12 protein-coding genes are annotated in these 17,965 nt (G+C 72.2%); 9 read left to right on the plus strand and 3 right to left on the minus strand.

The window, feature by feature from the left end:
• Positions 1–10: 10 nt before the first annotated feature.
• Entirely contained in the window at positions 11–1,903 is a 1,893-nt protein-coding gene (locus tag HALOF300_RS26090; RefSeq protein ID WP_156743798.1) for a DEAD/DEAH box helicase, read from the minus strand.
• Positions 1,904–2,147: 244 nt separating this feature from the next.
• Between HALOF300_RS26090 and HALOF300_RS26095 the strand changes: the two genes are divergently transcribed.
• From HALOF300_RS26095 to HALOF300_RS26110, 4 genes are all read left to right on the plus strand, one after another.
• Positions 2,148–4,055 (plus strand): dynamin family protein, encoded by a 1,908-nt coding sequence (locus tag HALOF300_RS26095; RefSeq protein WP_197522854.1) that lies wholly within the window; start codon positions 2,148–2,150, stop codon positions 4,053–4,055.
• Complete coding sequence (locus tag HALOF300_RS26100) at positions 4,043–5,788, plus strand: GTPase (protein WP_156743800.1); 1,746 nt, start codon at positions 4,043–4,045, stop codon at positions 5,786–5,788. The genes HALOF300_RS26095 and HALOF300_RS26100 overlap by 13 nt, the downstream gene beginning before the upstream one ends.
• 75 nt (positions 5,789–5,863) lie before the next feature.
• Positions 5,864–7,696, plus strand: a complete 1,833-nt coding sequence (aspS, locus tag HALOF300_RS26105) for an aspartate--tRNA ligase (RefSeq protein ID WP_156743801.1) — start codon at positions 5,864–5,866, stop codon at positions 7,694–7,696.
• Entirely contained in the window at positions 7,693–8,481 is a 789-nt protein-coding gene (locus HALOF300_RS26110) for a GNAT family N-acetyltransferase (protein ID WP_156743802.1), read from the plus strand. Before aspS ends, HALOF300_RS26110 begins: the two co-directional genes overlap by 4 nt.
• A gap of 19 nt (positions 8,482–8,500) precedes the next feature.
• Here HALOF300_RS26110 and HALOF300_RS26115 read toward each other — a convergent pair whose 3' ends face one another.
• Entirely contained in the window at positions 8,501–10,777 is a 2,277-nt protein-coding gene (locus tag HALOF300_RS26115) for an MMPL family transporter (protein WP_156743803.1), read from the minus strand.
• Between the two features lie 86 nt (positions 10,778–10,863).
• Here HALOF300_RS26115 and HALOF300_RS26120 point away from each other — a divergent pair, with 86 nt between their 5' ends.
• Positions 10,864–12,213, plus strand: a complete 1,350-nt coding sequence (locus tag HALOF300_RS26120; protein ID WP_156743804.1) for a replication-associated recombination protein A — start codon at positions 10,864–10,866, stop codon at positions 12,211–12,213.
• A gap of 10 nt (positions 12,214–12,223) precedes the next feature.
• On the opposite strand, the gene HALOF300_RS26125 is transcribed toward HALOF300_RS26120, so the two are convergent.
• A complete protein-coding gene (locus HALOF300_RS26125) occupies positions 12,224–13,507 on the minus strand; it encodes a cytochrome P450 (RefSeq protein ID WP_197522855.1) in 1,284 nt (427 codons plus the stop codon).
• 205 nt (positions 13,508–13,712) lie between these two features.
• Between HALOF300_RS26125 and rpsD the strand changes: the two genes are divergently transcribed.
• The 4 genes from rpsD (at position 13,713) to alaS (ending at position 17,964) form a co-directional block, all read left to right on the plus strand.
• Positions 13,713–14,339 carry a 30S ribosomal protein S4 gene (gene rpsD / locus HALOF300_RS26130; protein WP_156743805.1) on the plus strand — a complete coding sequence of 209 codons (627 nt, stop codon included), beginning with the start codon at positions 13,713–13,715 and terminating at the stop codon, positions 14,337–14,339.
• Between the two features lie 178 nt (positions 14,340–14,517).
• The gene (locus HALOF300_RS26135; RefSeq protein ID WP_156743806.1) at positions 14,518–14,871 is read left to right on the plus strand and encodes a DUF948 domain-containing protein; all 354 of its coding nucleotides are present in this window, start codon (positions 14,518–14,520) and stop codon (positions 14,869–14,871) included.
• Positions 14,868–15,209: a hypothetical protein gene (locus tag HALOF300_RS26140; RefSeq protein WP_156743807.1), complete on the plus strand. Its 342-nt coding sequence runs from the start codon at positions 14,868–14,870 to the stop codon at positions 15,207–15,209. The genes HALOF300_RS26135 and HALOF300_RS26140 overlap by 4 nt, the downstream gene beginning before the upstream one ends.
• A 76-nt stretch (positions 15,210–15,285) precedes the next feature.
• Positions 15,286–17,964 carry an alanine--tRNA ligase gene (alaS, locus tag HALOF300_RS26145; RefSeq protein WP_156743808.1) on the plus strand — a complete coding sequence of 893 codons (2,679 nt, stop codon included), beginning with the start codon at positions 15,286–15,288 and terminating at the stop codon, positions 17,962–17,964.
• The last annotated feature ends 1 nt before the right edge of the window (position 17,965 follow it).

Consider the following 17,965-nt stretch of genomic DNA (forward strand, 5'->3'; position numbering starts at 1 on the left):
TCGGGTTCGCTCAGCGCGGAACGCTGCGCGAGGGGCGTTGGCCGTTGTACTTGCCGGCCGGCTTGTCCCGGTAGGGCTTGCTCGAGCGGGGCTTGTCCCACTGGCCGCGAGCGGTGTGGGGCTTGTCGACGTGCCCCTTGGCATCCCCGACACCAGGACCGCGGCGCGGGCCGCCCTCGTCCGGGCGGATCTTCAGGGCTTGGCCGGCGACGCGCGCGTTGCCGATCCGACGGGAGGCCTCGGGGGAGACGTCCGCGGAGATCTCCACGAGCGAGAACCTGCTGAAGATGTCGATCTTGCCGAGGTCGCTGCCACGCAGGCCGCCCTCACCGGTGATCGCACCGACGATGTCCTGCGGGCGGGCCCCGTGGGTGTGGCCGACAGCCACCCGGTACACGGTGCCCGCACCGGACGCGCGGTGCCGGGTCGGGACGCGCCGCTCCTCGTGCGCCCCCCGGGCAACCCGCTCGGGGCGCTCGGTGTCAAAGCGGGCCGAGAACTCGGAATCGGCGCTCTCCTCGCCCTCACGCCACGGCTTGGGCCCGGCGTCCCCGACCGCCAGCGCGAGCAGGGCCGAGGCGACGTCCAGCGGATCCCCGGCGGGGGTGTCCACGGCGTTGAGCAGGAACTCGGCGAGCTGCTCCCGGTAGGACTCCAACCGGCCCTTGTCGATCCGGTCGGTCACCGATTCGAGCACGGTGGTCGCGCGGTGGGCGCTGACCTGCGCCGGGGTCGGGATCGGGACCTCGGTCAGTGGCGTGCGGGTGACCCGCTCGATCGCGCGCAGGCGTCCCTTCTCCCGCGGGGTGAGGAAGGTCAGGGCGATGCCGGTGCGGCCGGCGCGGCCGGTGCGGCCGATGCGGTGCACATACGCCTCCGGCTCACCGGGGACGTCGAAGTTCACGACGAGGCCGATGCGGTCCACATCCAGGCCACGGGCCGCCACGTCGGTGGCGACGAGCACGTTCAGAGTGCCGTTGCGCAGGCGCTCGACGATCCGCTCCCGCTCCCGCTGGGCGACGTCACCGGAGATGGTGGCGGCGTTGATGCCACGCTCGATGAGCGCTGAGCCGACGTCCTCAGCGGTGCCCCGAGTACGCACGAACACCAGGGCCGCCTCGGCGGGGGTGGTGGCGAGCACCCGGGCCAGCGCGCCGATCTTGTGGCGGAACGGCACGACGGCGAACGTCTGGGTGATCGTGTCGGTGGTGGAGGACTGGCGCGAGGTGGCGACCTCGACCGGGTCGTTCATATGCGTCCGGGCGACCTTGCGGATCGCCGGCGGCATGGTCGCCGAGAACAGCGACGTCTGGCGGTCGGAGGACGCGTGGGTGAGGATCTGGTCGACATCCTCCGCGAAGCCCATCCGGAGCATCTCGTCGGCCTCGTCCAGGGCCAGGAACCGCAGTCCGCTGAGGTCAAGGGCGCCGCGCTCGAGCATGTCGATCACGCGGCCCGGGGTGCCGACGACGACCTGGGCGCCGTTCTGGATGCCGCGCAGCTGCGGGCCGTAGGGGGAGCCGCCGTAGATCGCCAGGACGTTCACGCCGCGGCTCGCCGCGGCCATCGCGCCGATCGCCTCGCTGACCTGCATGGCGAGCTCACGGGTCGGGGTGAGCACGAGCGCCTGCACGCGGCGCTGCTCGGGGTCGATCGTCGCCAGCAGCGGCAGCCCGAACGCGGCGGTCTTGCCGGTGCCGGTCTGGGCCACGCCGGTGACGTCGCGGCCGGCCAGCAGCGCGGGGATCACGGCGGCCTGGATGTCGGTCGGGGTGGTGAAACCCATCCGCGAGACCGCGTCGAGCAGATCCGCGGGCAGGCCGAGGTCGGCGAACGTGGTGGGCGCGTCAGAGGCGTCGGGGGCGTGCGTGGGCACGTCGGAGGACAGGACGGATTCAGTCATGGTGGGGCCTTCGTCGAATACGGAGCCGGCAGACCGGACGGTCCTTCTCCGCATCGGCCCGTCTCCTCGCAATGCCGCACTCTGCGACATCTGCACGTGAACACCCGCTCTTGGCGGGTCGTGATGTGGGCCCTCTCGCGGCATGATGCGCTCCAGGTAGCCCGAGTCTACCGGGACGGAGGGCCTCGGCGCTGGGTAGGACACGAAGATGTGCCGCATCTCACGCACTGGCATGATCAGCGCCATGGAATCTGCGCTGTCCGGCCTACGAGAGGCGATCGAGGCTGCGCACTTCCCGTTGGAGGTCCCCGGGGCCGAACATGCACGCGGCCTGCGGGCCCAGCTGTTGAATCAGCTCGACGACTACATCCTGCCCCGCTACGACCAGCTCGACGCCCCGCTGCTCGCCGTCGTCGGCGGGTCCACGGGCGCCGGGAAGTCGACACTCGTGAACGCGTTGGTCGGGGCGCCGCTGACCCGGCCCGGCGCGCTCCGACCCACCACCCGGGACCCGGTACTCATCCATCACCCGGCGGATGCCCGCTGGTTCGCGGGTCAGCGCATCCTCCCGTCGCTGCCGCGGGTCCGCGGGGACGGCACGATGCCACCCTCCGGTGGCGCCGGCGAGGCCGGCGCTGCCGCGCTGCGGCTGCAGCCCTATGACGGGCTCCGGCAGGGCCTGGCACTGCTGGACGCTCCGGACATCGACTCCGTGGTCGACACGAACCGGCAGTTGGCGTCGCAGCTGCTGGCCGCCGCGGATCTGTGGATCTTCGTGACGACTGCGAACCGGTATGCCGACGCGGTGCCGTGGGAACTGCTCCGGGCTGCTTCCCGCCGCCAGGTGGTCGTCGCCGTTGTCCTGGACCGGGTGCCTCCGCCGGTCCTTGAGGAGATCAGTCACGACCTCGCCGCCATGCTGGCAACCGAAGGGCTCGCGCGGGCACCGCTGTTCCTGCTGCCCGAGACGGCACTCGACGAGCGCGACGGGCACAGCATGCTGCCCGCCCACCTCGTGACCGACCTGCGGAACTGGCTCCTGGGGCTCACCGCGGACGAGGAGTCCCGGGCCGGCGTGATCCGGCAGACCCTCGCGGGCGCGACGATGGATGTGGCCCGGCAGGCGTCCGACCTCGCGTCGGCCGCCGAGGCCCAGGAACGCGCCGCTCGGGAGATCCGCGGGCGGATCACCACGGCCTACGCCTCCGATGCCGCGCTCGACGCGTTCGCCGATGGCGCCGTGCTGCGCGGCGAGGTGCTCGCGCGCTGGCAGGACTTCATCGGCACCGGTGACTTCATCCGCGGCCTGGAGAGCCGGGTGGGCCGGATCCGCGACCAGCTCACCGCGTTCGTCACCGGCCGCCCGCAACGCGAGGTCGAGGTGAAGGAGGCCATCGGCACCGGCCTGCAGGCGCTCCTGGTGGCCGAGGCCGATGCCGCCGCGGAACGCGCTCAGCTCGCACTCCGGCAGGACAATGCCGGCCGGGCCCTCCTGGACGGCCGGGACTGGGGCCGGGCCACCAGCGGCTTTCCCGAGCGGGCCGCCGAACAGGTCCGCCAGTGGCAGGGCTATCTGCTCGACCTCGTCCGCGGCGAGGGTCAGGGCAAGCGCACCATGGCCAGGATCCTCGCGTTCGGGGTGAACGGCGTCGGCGTCGCCCTGATGATCGTGGTGTTCGCCTCGACCGGCGGTCTCGTCGGAGGCGAGATCGTGGTGGCCGGTGGTACCGCGGTCGTGGCCCAGAAACTCCTCGAGGCGATCTTCGGCGATCAGGCGGTCCGGCGGCTGGCCACTGCCGCTCGGGACGATTTCACCGAGCGGGCGACGGCGCTGCTCGCCACCGAACGGCAGCGGTTCGAGGATCTGCTCGCCCCGGTGGCCGGCGCCGACGAGGTGGCCGCCGAACTGCGGGTGCGCGGCGAGGCGGTCCTCGAACGCGGAGCCACAGCGCTCGAGTCGGCGCCCGCGCCCGCGGCGCTCGGGCCCCCTCACGACGAGCCACCGGTCGAGCTCCCCGCCGTGGTGCCTCGGGTCATCGAGTCGACCGACTACACCGTGACCGACGCGCCACGACGCACGGCCACCGGCGCCCCGGCCCCAGGCGCCGGACCCGCGGACCCGACCGACCCGGATCGTCCGTGGCACGCGTGACGGCGCGGGCGCGCGTCGGCGAACGCGCAGACCTGGGTCCTCGGCTCGCCGGCTTGCGCGACGCCGTCGAGGTCCTCGACAGGGTGGGCGCCGAGACTCTCGCCGACCCTGCGCACGGCCGGCACAGCGTCACCGGTCCGCACCGCACCGAACCGCCGGAGCAGGCGGCGCCGCTGGCTCGCGCGCATGGCGTGCTCACCCGGGTGGGACGCCGGCGGGAGTTGTCCGCCGAGCACACCGTGGTCGCCCTCGCCGGCGCCACCGGCAGTGGCAAGTCGTCGGTGATCAACGCGTTGTCCGGGACGGACGTCGCCACCGTTGGCGCTCGGCGGCCCACCACGTCGCACCCGCTCGCGATCATCTGGGGGGCGGCGGCTCCGGCGGGCGAACTGCTCGACTGGCTGGAGGTCACCCAGCGGGTCGAGGTCGCCCCCGACCATGGCGGCACGGATCTCTCGGGTCTCGTCCTCCTCGACCTGCCCGACATCGACTCCGTGCAGACCGAGCACCACCTCCGGGCCGCCCGGCTCGCGGAGGCGGTCGATGTCCTCGTCTGGGTGCTGGACCCGCAGAAGTACGCCGACGCCGTCGTCCACACGCAGTACCTGCGGCCGATGTCGCGGCACGCCGAGGTCACCGTCGCGGTGCTGAACCAGGCGGACCTGCTCGCTCCGGGCGACCGGGCGCCGGTCCTGGCGGACCTCACCGACCGGCTCGCCGACGACGGCCTGCGCGGGGCGCGGGTGCTCGCCGTCTCCGCGCGCACCGGTGAGGGCCTTGACGACCTCCGCGAGGTGATCGCCCGGTTCGTCTCCGAGCGCCGCGCGGCCGACGCCCGGCTGTCCGCGGACATTGCGACCGTCGCCGCCGAGCTCGGGACCGCCTACACGGCCGAGGCCGGCTCGGAACTGGGCGCCCCGGACCGGCGCCGGCTGGTGAGCACCCTGGCCCGGTCGGCCGGCGTCGAGGAGGTGGCCGACGCCGTCGCCGGTTCGTTCCGACACCGCGCCCGTGCCTCGACCGGCTGGCCGGTGACCCGCTGGCTGGGCCGGTTCCGCCGGGACCCGCTGCGCCGGCTGCACCTGGACTCCGTGCCCGAGCGGGGCGAGGGGGGAGCGGTCGTCGCGACGTCATCGATCCCGGCCGCCTCGCCGGTCCAGCGCGCCAAGGTCGCGACGGCGCTGCGGGACCTCGGCGATGCCACCGCGGCCGGCAGCGCGGAACCCTGGCGCTCGTACATGCGGTCCGGCGCAACCGGCGCCCTCGAGGCGCTGCCGGATGCCCTCGACCAGGCGATCGTCTCGACGCCGCTCGTGGGGCGCTCCGACCCGCGCTGGTTCGGGGTGGTCGGGGCACTGCAGTGGCTCGTGTTCGCGATCCTCGCCGCCGGGGTGCTCTGGCTCGGGGTCCTGGCGGCCCTACGCTACTTCGGTCTGCCGGTGACCTGGCTGCCGCAGCTGGGTCCGGTGCCGGCGGACCCGCCGTGGCCGCAACTGCCTGCGCTGCCGTGGCCGACGGTGCTGGTGATCGTGGGCGTCGTCCTCGGGCTGCTCATCTCGTTGATCTCCGCGGTGGTCGCGCGGGTCGGGGCGAGGCGACGCGCCCGCAAGGCCCGCGCGGACCTGAACCGCGCCGTCGCCGACGTCGCCGAACGGCTCGTGCTGGACCCGGTCCGGGCCCGGATCGCCGACGTCGCCGCGTTCGCCGCGGGGATCCGCACGGCCGGGGGCTGAGCCGCCTGACGGGGCGCACTAGGATCGTGCAGGCGCCGCGCAACCCACCGGCGTTCCTCGTCGGAAGGATCAGCAGTGCTTCGCACCCACAAGGCCGGCTCCCTGCGCGCCGGTGACATCGGTTCCACCGTCACCCTGACCGGGTGGGTGGATCGCCGTCGTGATCACGGTGGGGTGGCGTTCATCGACCTACGGGATGCGTCCGGCATCGTGCAGGTGGTCATCCGGGACGAGGCCGTGGCCCACCCGCTGCGCTCGGAGTTCGTGCTCGCGGTCACCGGCGAGGTCTCGCAGCGCCCCGAGGGCAACGCGAACCCGAACCTGGCCACCGGTGAGGTCGAGGTCATCGCGACCGAGGTGCGGGTGCTGAACACCGCCGCGGCGCTGCCGTTCCAGGTCTCCACCGCGCTCGACGAGCAGGTCACCGTCGGCGAGGAGACGCGGCTCAAGTACCGCTACCTCGACCTGCGCCGGCCCGCGCCCGCGCACGCCATCCGCCTTCGTGCGAAGGTCAACGCCGCCGCCCGGCGGGTCCTGGACGCCGAGGAGTTCGTGGAGATCGAGACCCCCACGCTGACCCGGTCGACCCCGGAGGGTGCCCGCGACTTCCTGGTGCCCGCACGCCTGGCGCCCGGGTCCTGGTACGCGCTGCCGCAGTCACCGCAGCTGTTCAAGCAACTGCTCATGGTGGCCGGGATGGAGCGCTACTACCAGATCGCTCGCTGCTACCGCGACGAGGACTTCCGCGCCGACCGTCAGCCCGAGTTCACCCAGCTCGACGTCGAGATGAGCTTCGTCGACCAGGACGACGTGATCGCCGTCGCCGAACGGGTCCTGGTCGCGCTCTGGGAGCTCATCGGCTACACGATCCCGACGCCGATCCCGCGGATGACCTACGCCGAGGCGATGCGCCGGTTCGGGTCTGACAAGCCGGACCTGCGGTTCGGGCTCGAGCTCACCGAGCTCACCGACTACTTCGCGAACACGCCGTTCCGGGTGTTCCAGGCACCGTACGTGGGCGCCGTGGTGATGCCCGGCGGCGGGTCGCAGCCACGCCGGCAGTTCGACGCCTGGCAGGAGTGGGCCAAGCAGCGCGGCGCCAAGGGCCTCGCGTACGTCACGGTGGGTGAGGACGGTGAGCTCGGCGGGCCGGTCGCCAAGAACTTGTCCGAGGGCGAGCGGGCCGGTCTGGTCGAGGCGGTCGGGGCAAGCCCCGGCGACGCGGTCTTCTTCGCAGCCGGCGCCGTGACCGACGCACGCGCCCTGCTCGGCGCCGCACGCCTGGAGATCGCCCGCCGCACCGACCTGATCGCCGAGGGCGACTGGAAGTTCGTCTGGGTGGTCGACGCGCCGATGTTCGAGTCGTCGGAGGCCGCGGTGGCCGCGGGCGACGTGGCCGTGGGGGCCGGGAAGTGGACCGCCGTGCACCACGCGTTCACCTCCCCGAAGCCCGAGTTCCTCGACACCTTCGACACCGACCCCGGCAACGCGCTCAGCTACGCCTACGACATCGTCTGCAACGGCAACGAGATCGGTGGTGGTTCGATCCGTATCCACCAGCGCGAGGTGCAGGAGCGCGTCTTCGAGCTGATGGGACTGGACGAGGAGTCCGCGCAGACGAAGTTCGGCTTCCTGCTCGACGCGTTCGCCTACGGCGCCCCGCCGCACGGCGGGATCGCGTTCGGCTGGGACCGGATCGTCACCCTGCTCACCGGCTCGGACTCGATCCGCGAGGTGATCGCGTTCCCGAAGTCCGGCGGCGGCTTCGACCCGCTCACGCAGGCCCCGGCGCCGATCACCGCGCAGCAGCGCAAGGAGGCCGGCGTGGACGCGCCGCTCAAGGCGCCCAAGCCAGCGGCACCCGCCGACGCCCAGGGGGCTGACGGCGCCGCGACCGACCCGAAGTGACGTCGCCGGAGGCCCTGCGCCCCCGGAGCGTCACCGACCTGCCCGCGCCATGGTCGGCCGATCGGTTCGTCGTCGACGACTTCGATCGGTGGGCCGACCCGCTCGCCTGGGGTGACGAGCGTGCTGTGCTGTTCCTCGCACGGCCACGGCCGGACACGGCGGCGCTGATCGGGGTGGGGGAGCCCGCAGCCCTGACCTCGGTCCTCACGGACGTCATGACGCCCGACGGCGGATCGCGCGTCTCAGGATCCGGTCACCTCGGGCAGGTGGCCGTGGCGAGCCTGACGCGCGGCACCTGGGACCTGCTGAACCCGGGTGTCGCCGCCGCGCTTGCTCTGCCGACCGTCTCCCACTGGGACTGGCTCTGGACCGAGACTCAGCCGCCCGCGGTCCCGGGCGAGGACGCGGTCCGCGAGCTCGATCCGGTCGCCGACGCCGAGGAGATCCGCGCCGTGCAGGCGCAGGCCAACCCGACCACGCACCTGACGCTGGACCGGGAGGGTGCGCGCTGGTTCGGCTGGCGGGACGGGCAGGGCCACCTGCGTGCGATCGGCGGAACGATGCGGCGGCCGGTCTCCGTGCACCTCGGATCCATCGCGACCGTGCCGGCGTGGCGGGGCCGCGGTCTCGGCGCGGCCGTCACCGCGGCCATGACCCGCGGTGGGATTGCGAGCACCGGGCAGGTCAGCCTTGGTATGTACGCCGACAACGCGCCCGCGCGGCGCCTGTACACGCGGCTCGGCTTCGCCGTCGGGCAGGAGGTCGAGACCCGCCGCCGCGCGTGAGACCGGGTGGGTGCCGTCCTCAGTGCTGGATCGCGAACCGCTTGTGCAGGCGGCGCAACGGCTTCGGCGCCCACCAGTTCCAGTCCCCGAGCAGCGTCATGGTCGCGGGCACCAGCAGCATCCGCACGAGCGTCGCGTCGACCAGCACGGTCAGCGCGAGGGCGACGCCGGCCTGCTTGATGGCGATCAGTTCCCCGGTCGCGAACCCGGCGAACACGACCACGATCACCAGGGCCGCGGAGGTGATGATCCGCCCGGACTGCTGCAGGCCCATGCGGACCGCGAGGTCGTTGTCGCCGGTGGCGTCGTAGAACTCCTTGATCCGGGCGAGCAGGAACACCTCGTAGTCCATCGCCAGGCCGAACCCGAACGCGATCACGATGGCGACCACATAGGACTCGAGGCCACCGGTCGAGGTGAACCCGAGCGGTCCGGAGAGGTGCCCCTCCTGGAAGATCCAGGTGGTGATCCCGAGCGAGGCACCGAGGGAGAGGACGTTGATGAGCAGCGCCTTGAGCGGCACCAGGAGCGAGCCCGTCATCAGGAACAGCAGGACGAACGTCGCGAGGACCACGATGCCCACCGCCCACGGCAGGCCCTCGATCAGCGCGTCGGTGAAGTCGATCTGGTTGGCTGCCTGGCCGAGCACCCAGACCTGCTCCGGGGCGCCGTCCCCGGTCTCGAGGGCGCGGATCTCCTCCACGACCCCGGTGGCGACCTCACCACCGGCCTCGTCGGTGTCCGGGCGCACCCCGATCAGCTGGTACTGCGTCCCGACGGCGGTGGGTGGGTTCACGCCCTCGACGTCCGGCAGCGTAGCGATCTCGTCGGCGAATGCCTGGGCCTGCGCCGCGTCGGCCTCGACGAGCACCTGGATCGCGGGCGTCGCCAGAAGTGGGTAGTCCGCCTGCACGACGTCGATGAAGTCGCGCTGGTCGGAGTCGCGGGGCAGCATCTCGGTCGTCGAGTTGCGCAGCTGGAGGCCGAGCACGGGGGAGGCGAGCAGGCCCAGCACGACCGTGGTCAGCACCAGGACGACCCACGGCCGCTTCTGCACGACGCCGGCCAGCCTGGAGAAGAAGCCGTGCTCGGGCGCGACGTCGCCGAGCTTGCCGATCAGGGACCGCAGCACGGGCACCTTGGTGAGCACCGAGGGTTGCAGCATCCGCCGCCCGATGAGCACCAGCAGCGCCGGGACGAGGGTCAGCGCCGAGGCCACCGCGATGATGACGACCGACACCCCTGCCGCACCGAGCGACTTCAGGATGTCTGGCCGCAGCAGCAACAGCCCGGCGATCGACACGGCCACGGTGACGGCCGAGAACGTGACGGTGCGCCCCGCCGTCGTCATGGTGCGCCGCAGGGCCCGGACCAGGACCGGGTCGACGCCGCGCCTGCCCGTGCGACCCCGCTGGCGCCGCTCGCCCGAGCCGAGCTCGGCCTCGGCGGCGGCCGCGGCCTGGATCTCCTCCCGGAACCGGGACACGATCAGTAGGCCGTAGTCGATCGACAGGCCGAGCCCGAGCACGGTCACGACGTTCACCACGACCGAGTCGAGGTCCAGCACGTAGGAAAAGCCGTACAGGGCGCCCAGGCCACCGGCGATCGAGGCGAGCGCACCTGCCAACGGCATCCCCGCCGTCAGGAAGCCACCGAACACCACGATCATGATCAGCAGCGAGATCGGCAGCGCCACGGCCTCGCCGCGGGCGAGGTCCGTCTGCAGCTGACCGATGATCTCGTCCGTGACGATCGGGGAGCTGGAGACCAGGCCCGTGGCGCCGTCGGAGGCCGCCGCGGGGAACTCCTCCAGTTCGGTCACGACCTCGTCGTGGGCGGCGGCGGGTGCGTCCGGTTCAAGGGTGACCGAGACGAAGAAGCCGTCCTGCGCCGTCGAGACGAAGGCGGCGGCTTCCTCGGCCGCAGGCCCGTCGGGGAACACGAACGGGTCCACCACCGACTCCACGCCGTCGATCGCCAGCAGCGTCGTGTGCAGGGTGGCGGCGGCGCGGCCGGCCTCGCTCACCGCCTCGGCATCGGCCAGATCGACGCCCTGCACCACCAGCGAGATGGTCTCTCCGGTCTCGTCGTTGTCGGCGACGATGTCGGAGCCGATCTGGCTCTGGGAGCCGGGGACGCGGGGCTCGCCGGAGTGCAGCCGGTCGAACAGACCCTGCCCGCCGACCCCGGTCAGGGCGAGCGCGAGGCACCCACCGACCAGCAGGATCCAGACGAAGACGGTCAGGCGGGGGCGGTGGGCGATGTCACGTCCCAGGCGATCGAACACGGGACACATGATGACAGCCCGCCGGCGCCCACGTTCACGACTGCGGCGCCGAGCCGGCGGCCGGTGACGTCGTACGGGCCGCGTAGGCTGCTGGGGTGGATCTGTTCGAAGCAGCCGGCACCGACGACGTCGGCGTCCCGCGGACCCGGGACGGGGCCCCGCTCGCGGTCCGGATGCGCCCTTCCGTCCCCGCCGAGGTGCTCGGCCAGGACCACCTGCTCGAGCCCGGGTCACCGCTGCGCCGGCTCATCGACCCGCCCGTGCCGGGGGCGCTGCCACCGTCCTCGGTGATCCTGTGGGGACCGCCCGGCACCGGCAAGACCACGCTCGCCTACCTGGTCGCGCACGTCTCGGGCCGGCGGTTCGTGGAACTGTCCGCGGTCACCGCGGGGGTGAAGGATGTGCGGGCCGTGATCGAGGACGCCCGCCGTCGGCTGGCCGGGTCCGGTGGCGAGACGGTGCTGTTCATCGACGAGGTGCACCGGTTCTCCAAGACCCAGCAGGACGCGCTGCTGCCCGCGGTCGAGAACCGCTGGGTCACCCTGATGGCCGCGACCACCGAGAACCCGAGCTTCTCGGTGATCTCACCGCTGCTGTCCCGCTCGATCATGCTCACCCTGCGCCCCCTGGAGACCGAAGACCTGGACGCGCTGCTGACCCGCGCGCTGACCGACGAGCGGGGTCTTGCCGGGGCGGTCACCCTCGACGACGAGGCTCGCGCCTACCTGCTGCGCCTGGCCGGTGGTGACGCCCGCAAGTCGCTGACCATCCTGGAGGCCGCGGCCGGCACGGCACAGTCAGCCGGTGGCGCCGATGCCGTGATCGGGCTGGAGGCAGTTGAGCGCGCGATCGACGTCGCCGCCGTGCGCTACGACCGCGACGGCGACCAGCACTACGACGTGATAAGCGCGTTCATCAAGTCGATGCGGGGCAGCGACGTGGATGCCGCGCTGCACTACCTGGCCCGGATGATCCAGGCGGGGGAGGACCCCCGCTTCATCGCCCGGCGGATCGTGATCGCGGCATCCGAGGACGTCGGGATGGCGGACCCGGCGGCGCTTCAGACGGCGATGGCCGCCGCGCAGGCGGTGGCCATGATCGGGATGCCGGAGGCCCGGATCATCCTCGGGCAGGCCGTGGTGCACGTGGCCACGGCACCCAAGTCGAACGCGTCCTACAACGCGATCAACGCCGCCCTCGCCGACGTCCAGGCCGGCAAGGTGCCGCTGGTCCCGGTGCACCTGCGGGACGCGCACTACGCCGGGGCGAAACGACTGGGCCACGGTCAGGGCTACGTCTACTCCCATGACGAACCGCACGGGGTGGCCCGCCAGCAGTACCTGCCCGACGACCTGCAGGGCACCCAGTACTACAGCCCGACCGACCGCGGCTACGAGCGCGGCCTCACCGAGCGGCTGGCGCGGATCCGCGCGATGTTGGACTAGCGCACGCCGGTCACCGGCGCGCGGTGACGTGCACGCGGAGGCCCTCCCGTGGTCGCATCGCCGCGAACCCGGTCGGACGGATCCGCTGCGCGGGCAGCGTCAGGTCCAGGCGAGCGACCACCCGGGCCAGCATCACGATCAGTTCCGTCGTGGCCATGGTTGCCCCGATGCACCGATGCGGGCCACCCCCGAACGGCAGGTAGCGCGCCGGTCCCGGCTTCGTGTATTCGGCAGATCCGGGCAGCCACCGCTGCGGGCGGAACTCCAGCGGGCGGTCCCAGTACTCGGGCATCCGATGGGTCAGGTACGGGCTGAGCAGCAGGGTCGCACCCGGTCGGATCAGGTGACCCTCCACCTCGAAGTCCTGCGCCACGTGGCGGGCGGTCACGACCGCCGGCGGGTACAGACGCAGCGTCTCGTTCACGACGGCGGCCAGGTACGGCAGGGCGCGCAGGTCGCCCGGCCCCGGTGGCCGGTCGCCGACGGCGTCGCGCACCTCGGCGCGCGCGGTCGCCCACACGTGGGGTTCCGTCGCCAGCGAATAGATCGCCCACGCCATCGCGGAGCTGGTCGTCTCGTAGCCTGCCGCGATCAGGGTGACGACCTGGTCCCGGATCTCCCGGTCGGTCAGGCCGTCACCGTCGTCGTCACGGCCGTTGACCAGGGTCGCGAGCACGTGATCGCCAGCGCGCGGTCCGAGCAGGCGGGCGCGAGTGATCTCCGCGCGGATGCGCCGGTCGAGCATCGCGCGGGCCCGGCCGGCGCGCTGCCAGGCCGGCGTGCGCAGCCGACGGTGCCATTGGGTGGCTGCCGGTAGGCCGTCCACCAGGTCCAGCAGCGGTTGCAGACTGCGCCCCAGGACGTCCGCGTCCGCCGCGAGCTCGGGCCCGAACAACGCGTGGATGGTGCTGCGCCGAATGGCTGCCCGGAACACGGCATAGGCGTCCGCGTCGGTGCCGGGCCGCAGACCGTCGATGGCCTCATCCGCTGTAGCGGCCATGATCTGCACGTAGTGGGCAACCTGCCGATGGTGCATGGCGGGCTGCACGAGCCTGCGCCGACGACGGTGCTCCGCTCCGTCCGAGACGATCATGGACGTCGGTCCGTCCACCGGCACCAGACCGGCGAAGGCCTCCTCCCAGCGGAACCGGTCAGAGGCCGCGAACACGGCGGCGTTGGCTGCCTCGCCTCGGACGTAGACGAACCCGCGCCGGCCACCGACACGCAGCACCGGGCCGAACCGGTCATGACAACGCCCGAGGACCTCGGCCGGGCGGTAGGACAGGACGCTCACTCGATTCCCCTTCGTTCCCGCCCACTGTGCCATGTGGCCCCGATCGGTGCGGTAGACTCTTGGGGTTGTCCGTTCGGACACCTGGGGCCCTAGCCGAGGGTCGCGCACCGTCAGGGACGCGATCGGGAGTCGGCCCCACACCACACCGGCAGTCGCCGGAGCAGTGGTGTGACGTCATCAACAACACGACAGGAACACATTTCGCATGGCATCACAGAACCGCACGCGCCGCCAGGTGCGACTGTCCCGCGCGCTGGGCCTCGCGCTCACGCCGAAGGCCGTCAAGTACTTCGAGAAGCGCCCCTACCCGCCGGGCGAGCACGGCCGCGCCCGTCGCCGCACCGAGAGCGACTACGCCGTCCGGTTGAAGGAGAAGCAGCGTCTGCGCGCCCAGTACGGGCTGCGTGAGGTCCAGCTTCGCCGCGCCTTCGACGAGGCCCGCCGCGAGCCGTGGCTGACCGGTGAGTCGCTGGTCGAGCTGCTCGAGATGCGTCTCGACGCCCTCGTGCTGCGCTCCGGCTTCGCCCGCACCATCGCCCAGGCCCGCCAGTCCGTGGTGCACCGCCACGTCCTGGTCGACGGCAAGCTCGTGGACCGCCCCTCCTTCCGCGTTAAGCCGGGCCAGGTCGTGCAGGTCAAGCCGCGCAGCCAGACCATGGTGCCGTTCCAGGTGGCCGCCGCCGGTGCCCACCGGGACGTCCTGCCCCAGGTGCCCGAGTACCTGAGCGTCGACCTCGAGAAGCTCCGCTTCGAACTGGTCCGCCGCCCGAAGCGTGCCGAGGTCCCCGTGACCTGCGAGGTCCAGCTGGTCGTGGAGCACTACTCGCGCTGACGCAGCAGACGATCGTCGGAGCATCGAGCCCGCCCCGGGACGGCCGCACCACGGCCGTTCCCGGGGTGGGTTCGTTTCAGCACCCGGCTCCGGCTCGGGTACCCGGTTCCCGAGCCGCAACCGGTAGTGTCGCCCCGAGGATCTTCCCCCCGCCCCAGAAGCCTCAGGAGGCACCGCCATGGCATTGGGAGACATTGCAGGTCTGATCGCGGCGATCGCGTTCGTGCTGCTCGTGGGAGCGCTCGCGATCCCGCTGTTCAAGCTCGGCCGCGTCATGGACGAGGCCCGCACGTCCCTGGCCCAGATCACCGAGCACACCCTCCCGGTGATCGATGAGGCCGCCCAGACGATCACGTCCACGAACGGCCAGATCGCCAAGGTGGACACGGTCACGACTGCGGCGGCCGAGGTCTCCACGAACGTGTCCGCGATGACGTCCCTGGTCGCCGCCACGGTCGGCGCGCCGCTGATCAAGGTGGCGGCCTTCTCGCTGGCGGTGCGCGGCCTGTTCGGCAAGGCGGAGAAGAAGTGAAGCGCCTGTTCTGGATCGGCGTGGGCGTCGGCGTCACCGTGCTCGTGCTGCGCCAGGTCGGCCGGCTGAACAACACCGTCGGCAGGGTGGCCCACGCGGTCAGCCCGGCCGGCATCGCGGACTCGATCACCGAACTCGCCACCACGGCCAAGGAGCTCGGAGAGACGTTCCGGGCCTCGATGGCCGAGAACGAGGCCGCCCTCACCGCCGCCCTGCTGCCCTCCGAGGAGGAACAGGCGCGGGCCGCCCGGGTGCGTGAGGAGCGTCGCGCGGCCGACCGCCGCGCCGCTGCCGAGTCCGGTGGCTACGACCCGGACGACGAGAACGAGTTCTTCTAGGCGCTCCGAGCGCCACCGAGTAGCGCCCTGCCGTCCGCCGGCAGGTCCGCCCCGATCTATCCCCGAACGAGGACCCATGCGTACCGCCGAGATCCGACGCCGTTGGCTGACCTACTTCTCCGACCGCGGCCACACCGTGGTGCCGTCCGCCTCGTTGATCTCCCCGGACCCCTCCACGCTGTTCGTGATCGCCGGCATGGTCCCGTTCATCCCGTACATGACCGGCGAACAGACACCGCCGTGGTCGCGCGCGACGAGCGTGCAGAAGTGCGTGCGCACCTCGGACATCGAGGAGGTCGGCAAGACCACCCGGCACGGCACGTTCTTCCAGATGAACGGCAACTTCTCCTTCGGTGACTACTTCAAGGAGGAGGCGATCCGGTACGCCTGGGAGTTCATCACGGGCTCCGAGGACGAGGGCGGGCTCGGGTTCGACCCGGACGTCATCTGGGTCACGGTCTACCAGGACGACGACGAGGCATTCCGGCTGTGGCAGGAGGTCGCGGGCCTGCCGGCCGAACGGATCCAGCGCCGCGGCATGCGGGACAACTACTGGTCCACCGGTGCGCGCGGCCCGGCCGGCCCGTGCTCGGAGATCTACGTGGACCGGGGACCCGAGTTCGGCGTCGAGGGCGGTCCGATCGCAGACGAGGACCGCTACCTCGAGATCTGGAACCTCGTGTTCATGCAGTACGAGCGCGCGGACGGTGGCACGAAGGACCACTTCGAGATCCTCGGCGAGCTGCGCAAGAAGAACATCGACACCGGCATGGGTCTCGAACGGGTCGCGTTCCTCAAGCAGGGCGTCGACAACATGTACGAGATCGACGAGGTGTTCCCGGTCATCGCGGCGGCGCAACGGCTGTCCGGCAAGCGCTACGGCGACAATCACGACGACGACGTGCGGATGCGCGTCGTCGCCGACCACGTCCGCTCGGCCCTGATGCTCATCTCCGACGGCATCAAGCCCGCCAACGAGGGTCGCGGCTACGTGCTGCGGCGGCTGCTGCGCCGAGCCGTTCGCGCGATGCGCCTCCTCGGCGTCACCGAGCCCACCCTCCCGGTCCTGCTGCCGGTGTCCAAGGACGCGATGAAGGCGTCCTACCCGGAGCTCGAGGCGGACTTCGCACGGATCTCCCAGATCGCCTATGGCGAGGAGGAGGCGTTCCGCCGCACCCTCGACTCCGGCACCACGATCCTGGACTCCGCGGTGGCGAAGGTGAAGTCCTCCGGCGGCACGCTACTGGCAGGTGACCAGGCGTTCGCGCTGCACGACACGTACGGCTTCCCCATCGACCTGACCCTCGAGATGGCGGCCGAGCAGGGCCTGAAGGTCGACGAGGAGGCGTTCCGGACCCTCATGACCGAGCAGCGTCAGCGCGCCCGCGCGGACGCCCTCGCCAAGCGCAGCGGTGGGGTCGACACGCAGGTCTACCAGGGCCTGCAGTCCGAGCTGGATGCACCCGTGCAGTTCCTCGGCTACACCGACCACACCGCGCCCGCGCGGGTCGCGGCGATCCTGGTCGACGGCGTGGCGGTGCCGCAGGTGCACGCGCCCGCCGATGTCGAGATCATCCTGGACCGCACCCCGTTCTACGCCGAGGCAGGTGGCCAGCTCGCCGACCACGGCACGATCGTGCTCGACGGCGGTGGCCTCGTCGAGGTGGACGACGTCCAGGCGCCCGTCAAGGGCATGCCGGTGCACCGGGGCCGGCTCGTGGACGGCGACGTGACCCTCGACGAGGGTGCGACGGCCACGATCAACAGCGACCGCCGTCGGGCCATCAGCCGCGCGCACACGGCCACGCACATGGTGCACAAGGCACTGCGGGAGTCTCTCGGCGACTCGGCCACCCAGGCCGGATCCGAGAACGCCCCGAGCCGGGTCCGGTTCGACTTCCGGTCCGGATCCGGGGTACCCGCGGGCGTGCTCTCGGAGATCGAGGAGCGGGTGAACACCCAGCTCGCGGAGAACCTCGAGGTGACCGACGCGGTCATGGGCCTCGACGAGGCCCGCGCCCAGGGCGCCATGGCCCTGTTCGGCGAGAAGTACGGCGACCGCGTCCGCGTGGTCTCCATCGGCGGGGACTGGTCCAAGGAACTCTGCGGGGGCACCCACGTGCGCACGTCCGGGGAGCTCGGGCTGGTGACCCTCCTCGGTGAGGCGTCCATCGGCTCCGGCGTGCGTCGCATCGACGCACTCGTCGGCGCGGGCGCGTACAGCTTCGGAGCGCGCGAGCACGCGCTCGTCGGCCAGCTCTCCCAGCTCGTCGGCGCCCGCAGCGAGGAGCTGCCGGAGCGAGTCTCCGGCCTGCTCACCCGGCTGAAGGACGCCGAGAAGGAGCTCGCGGCGCTGCGTCAGGGCCAGCTGCTCGCCGGTGCGGGCACGCTCGCGTCGCAGGCGGTCACCCACGGCGGCCTGCTCGTGGTGACCGCGGACATCGGTGAGGTCGCCTCGACCGACGACGTGCGCACGCTCGCGCTGGACGTCCGGGACCGGCTCGGCAACGCCTCCGGTTCCGTGGTGGCCATCGGCGCCCTCGTGAAGGACCGCCCGGTCGTGGTCGTTGCGACGAACGAGGCGGCCCGCGCCGCCGGCGCGAAGGCGGGCGCCCTGGTCCGGACCGCGGCCGGCCGGCTCGGCGGCGGTGGTGGCGGCAAGGACGACATCGCGCAGGGTGGGGGCACCGACGCGAGTGCGCTGGCGGAGGCGCTCGCGGCGATCACCGCGGACCTGGACGCCATCGGTGGTTGAC

This window comes from Occultella aeris (genome assembly GCF_902703175.1).
Taxonomy (GTDB): Bacteria; Actinomycetota; Actinomycetes; order Actinomycetales; family Beutenbergiaceae; genus Occultella; species Occultella aeris.

Bases quoted from the DNA above. Each gene is read 5' to 3' on its own strand.
- rpsD (WP_156743805.1), top strand. From the start codon at position 13,713: ATGGCATCACAGAACCGCACGCGCCGCCAGGTGCGACTGTCCCGCGCG.
- HALOF300_RS26095 (WP_197522854.1), top strand. From the start codon at position 2,148: ATGGAATCTGCGCTGTCCGGCCTACGAGAGGCGATCGAGGCTGCGCAC.
- HALOF300_RS26135 (WP_156743806.1), top strand. From the start codon at position 14,518: ATGGCATTGGGAGACATTGCAGGTCTGATCGCGGCGATCGCGTTCGTG.
- HALOF300_RS26090 (WP_156743798.1), bottom strand. From the start codon at position 1,903: ATGACTGAATCCGTCCTGTCCTCCGACGTGCCCACGCACGCCCCCGAC.
- alaS (WP_156743808.1), top strand. From the start codon at position 15,286: ATGCGTACCGCCGAGATCCGACGCCGTTGGCTGACCTACTTCTCCGAC.
- HALOF300_RS26115 (WP_156743803.1), bottom strand. From the start codon at position 10,777: ATGTGTCCCGTGTTCGATCGCCTGGGACGTGACATCGCCCACCGCCCC.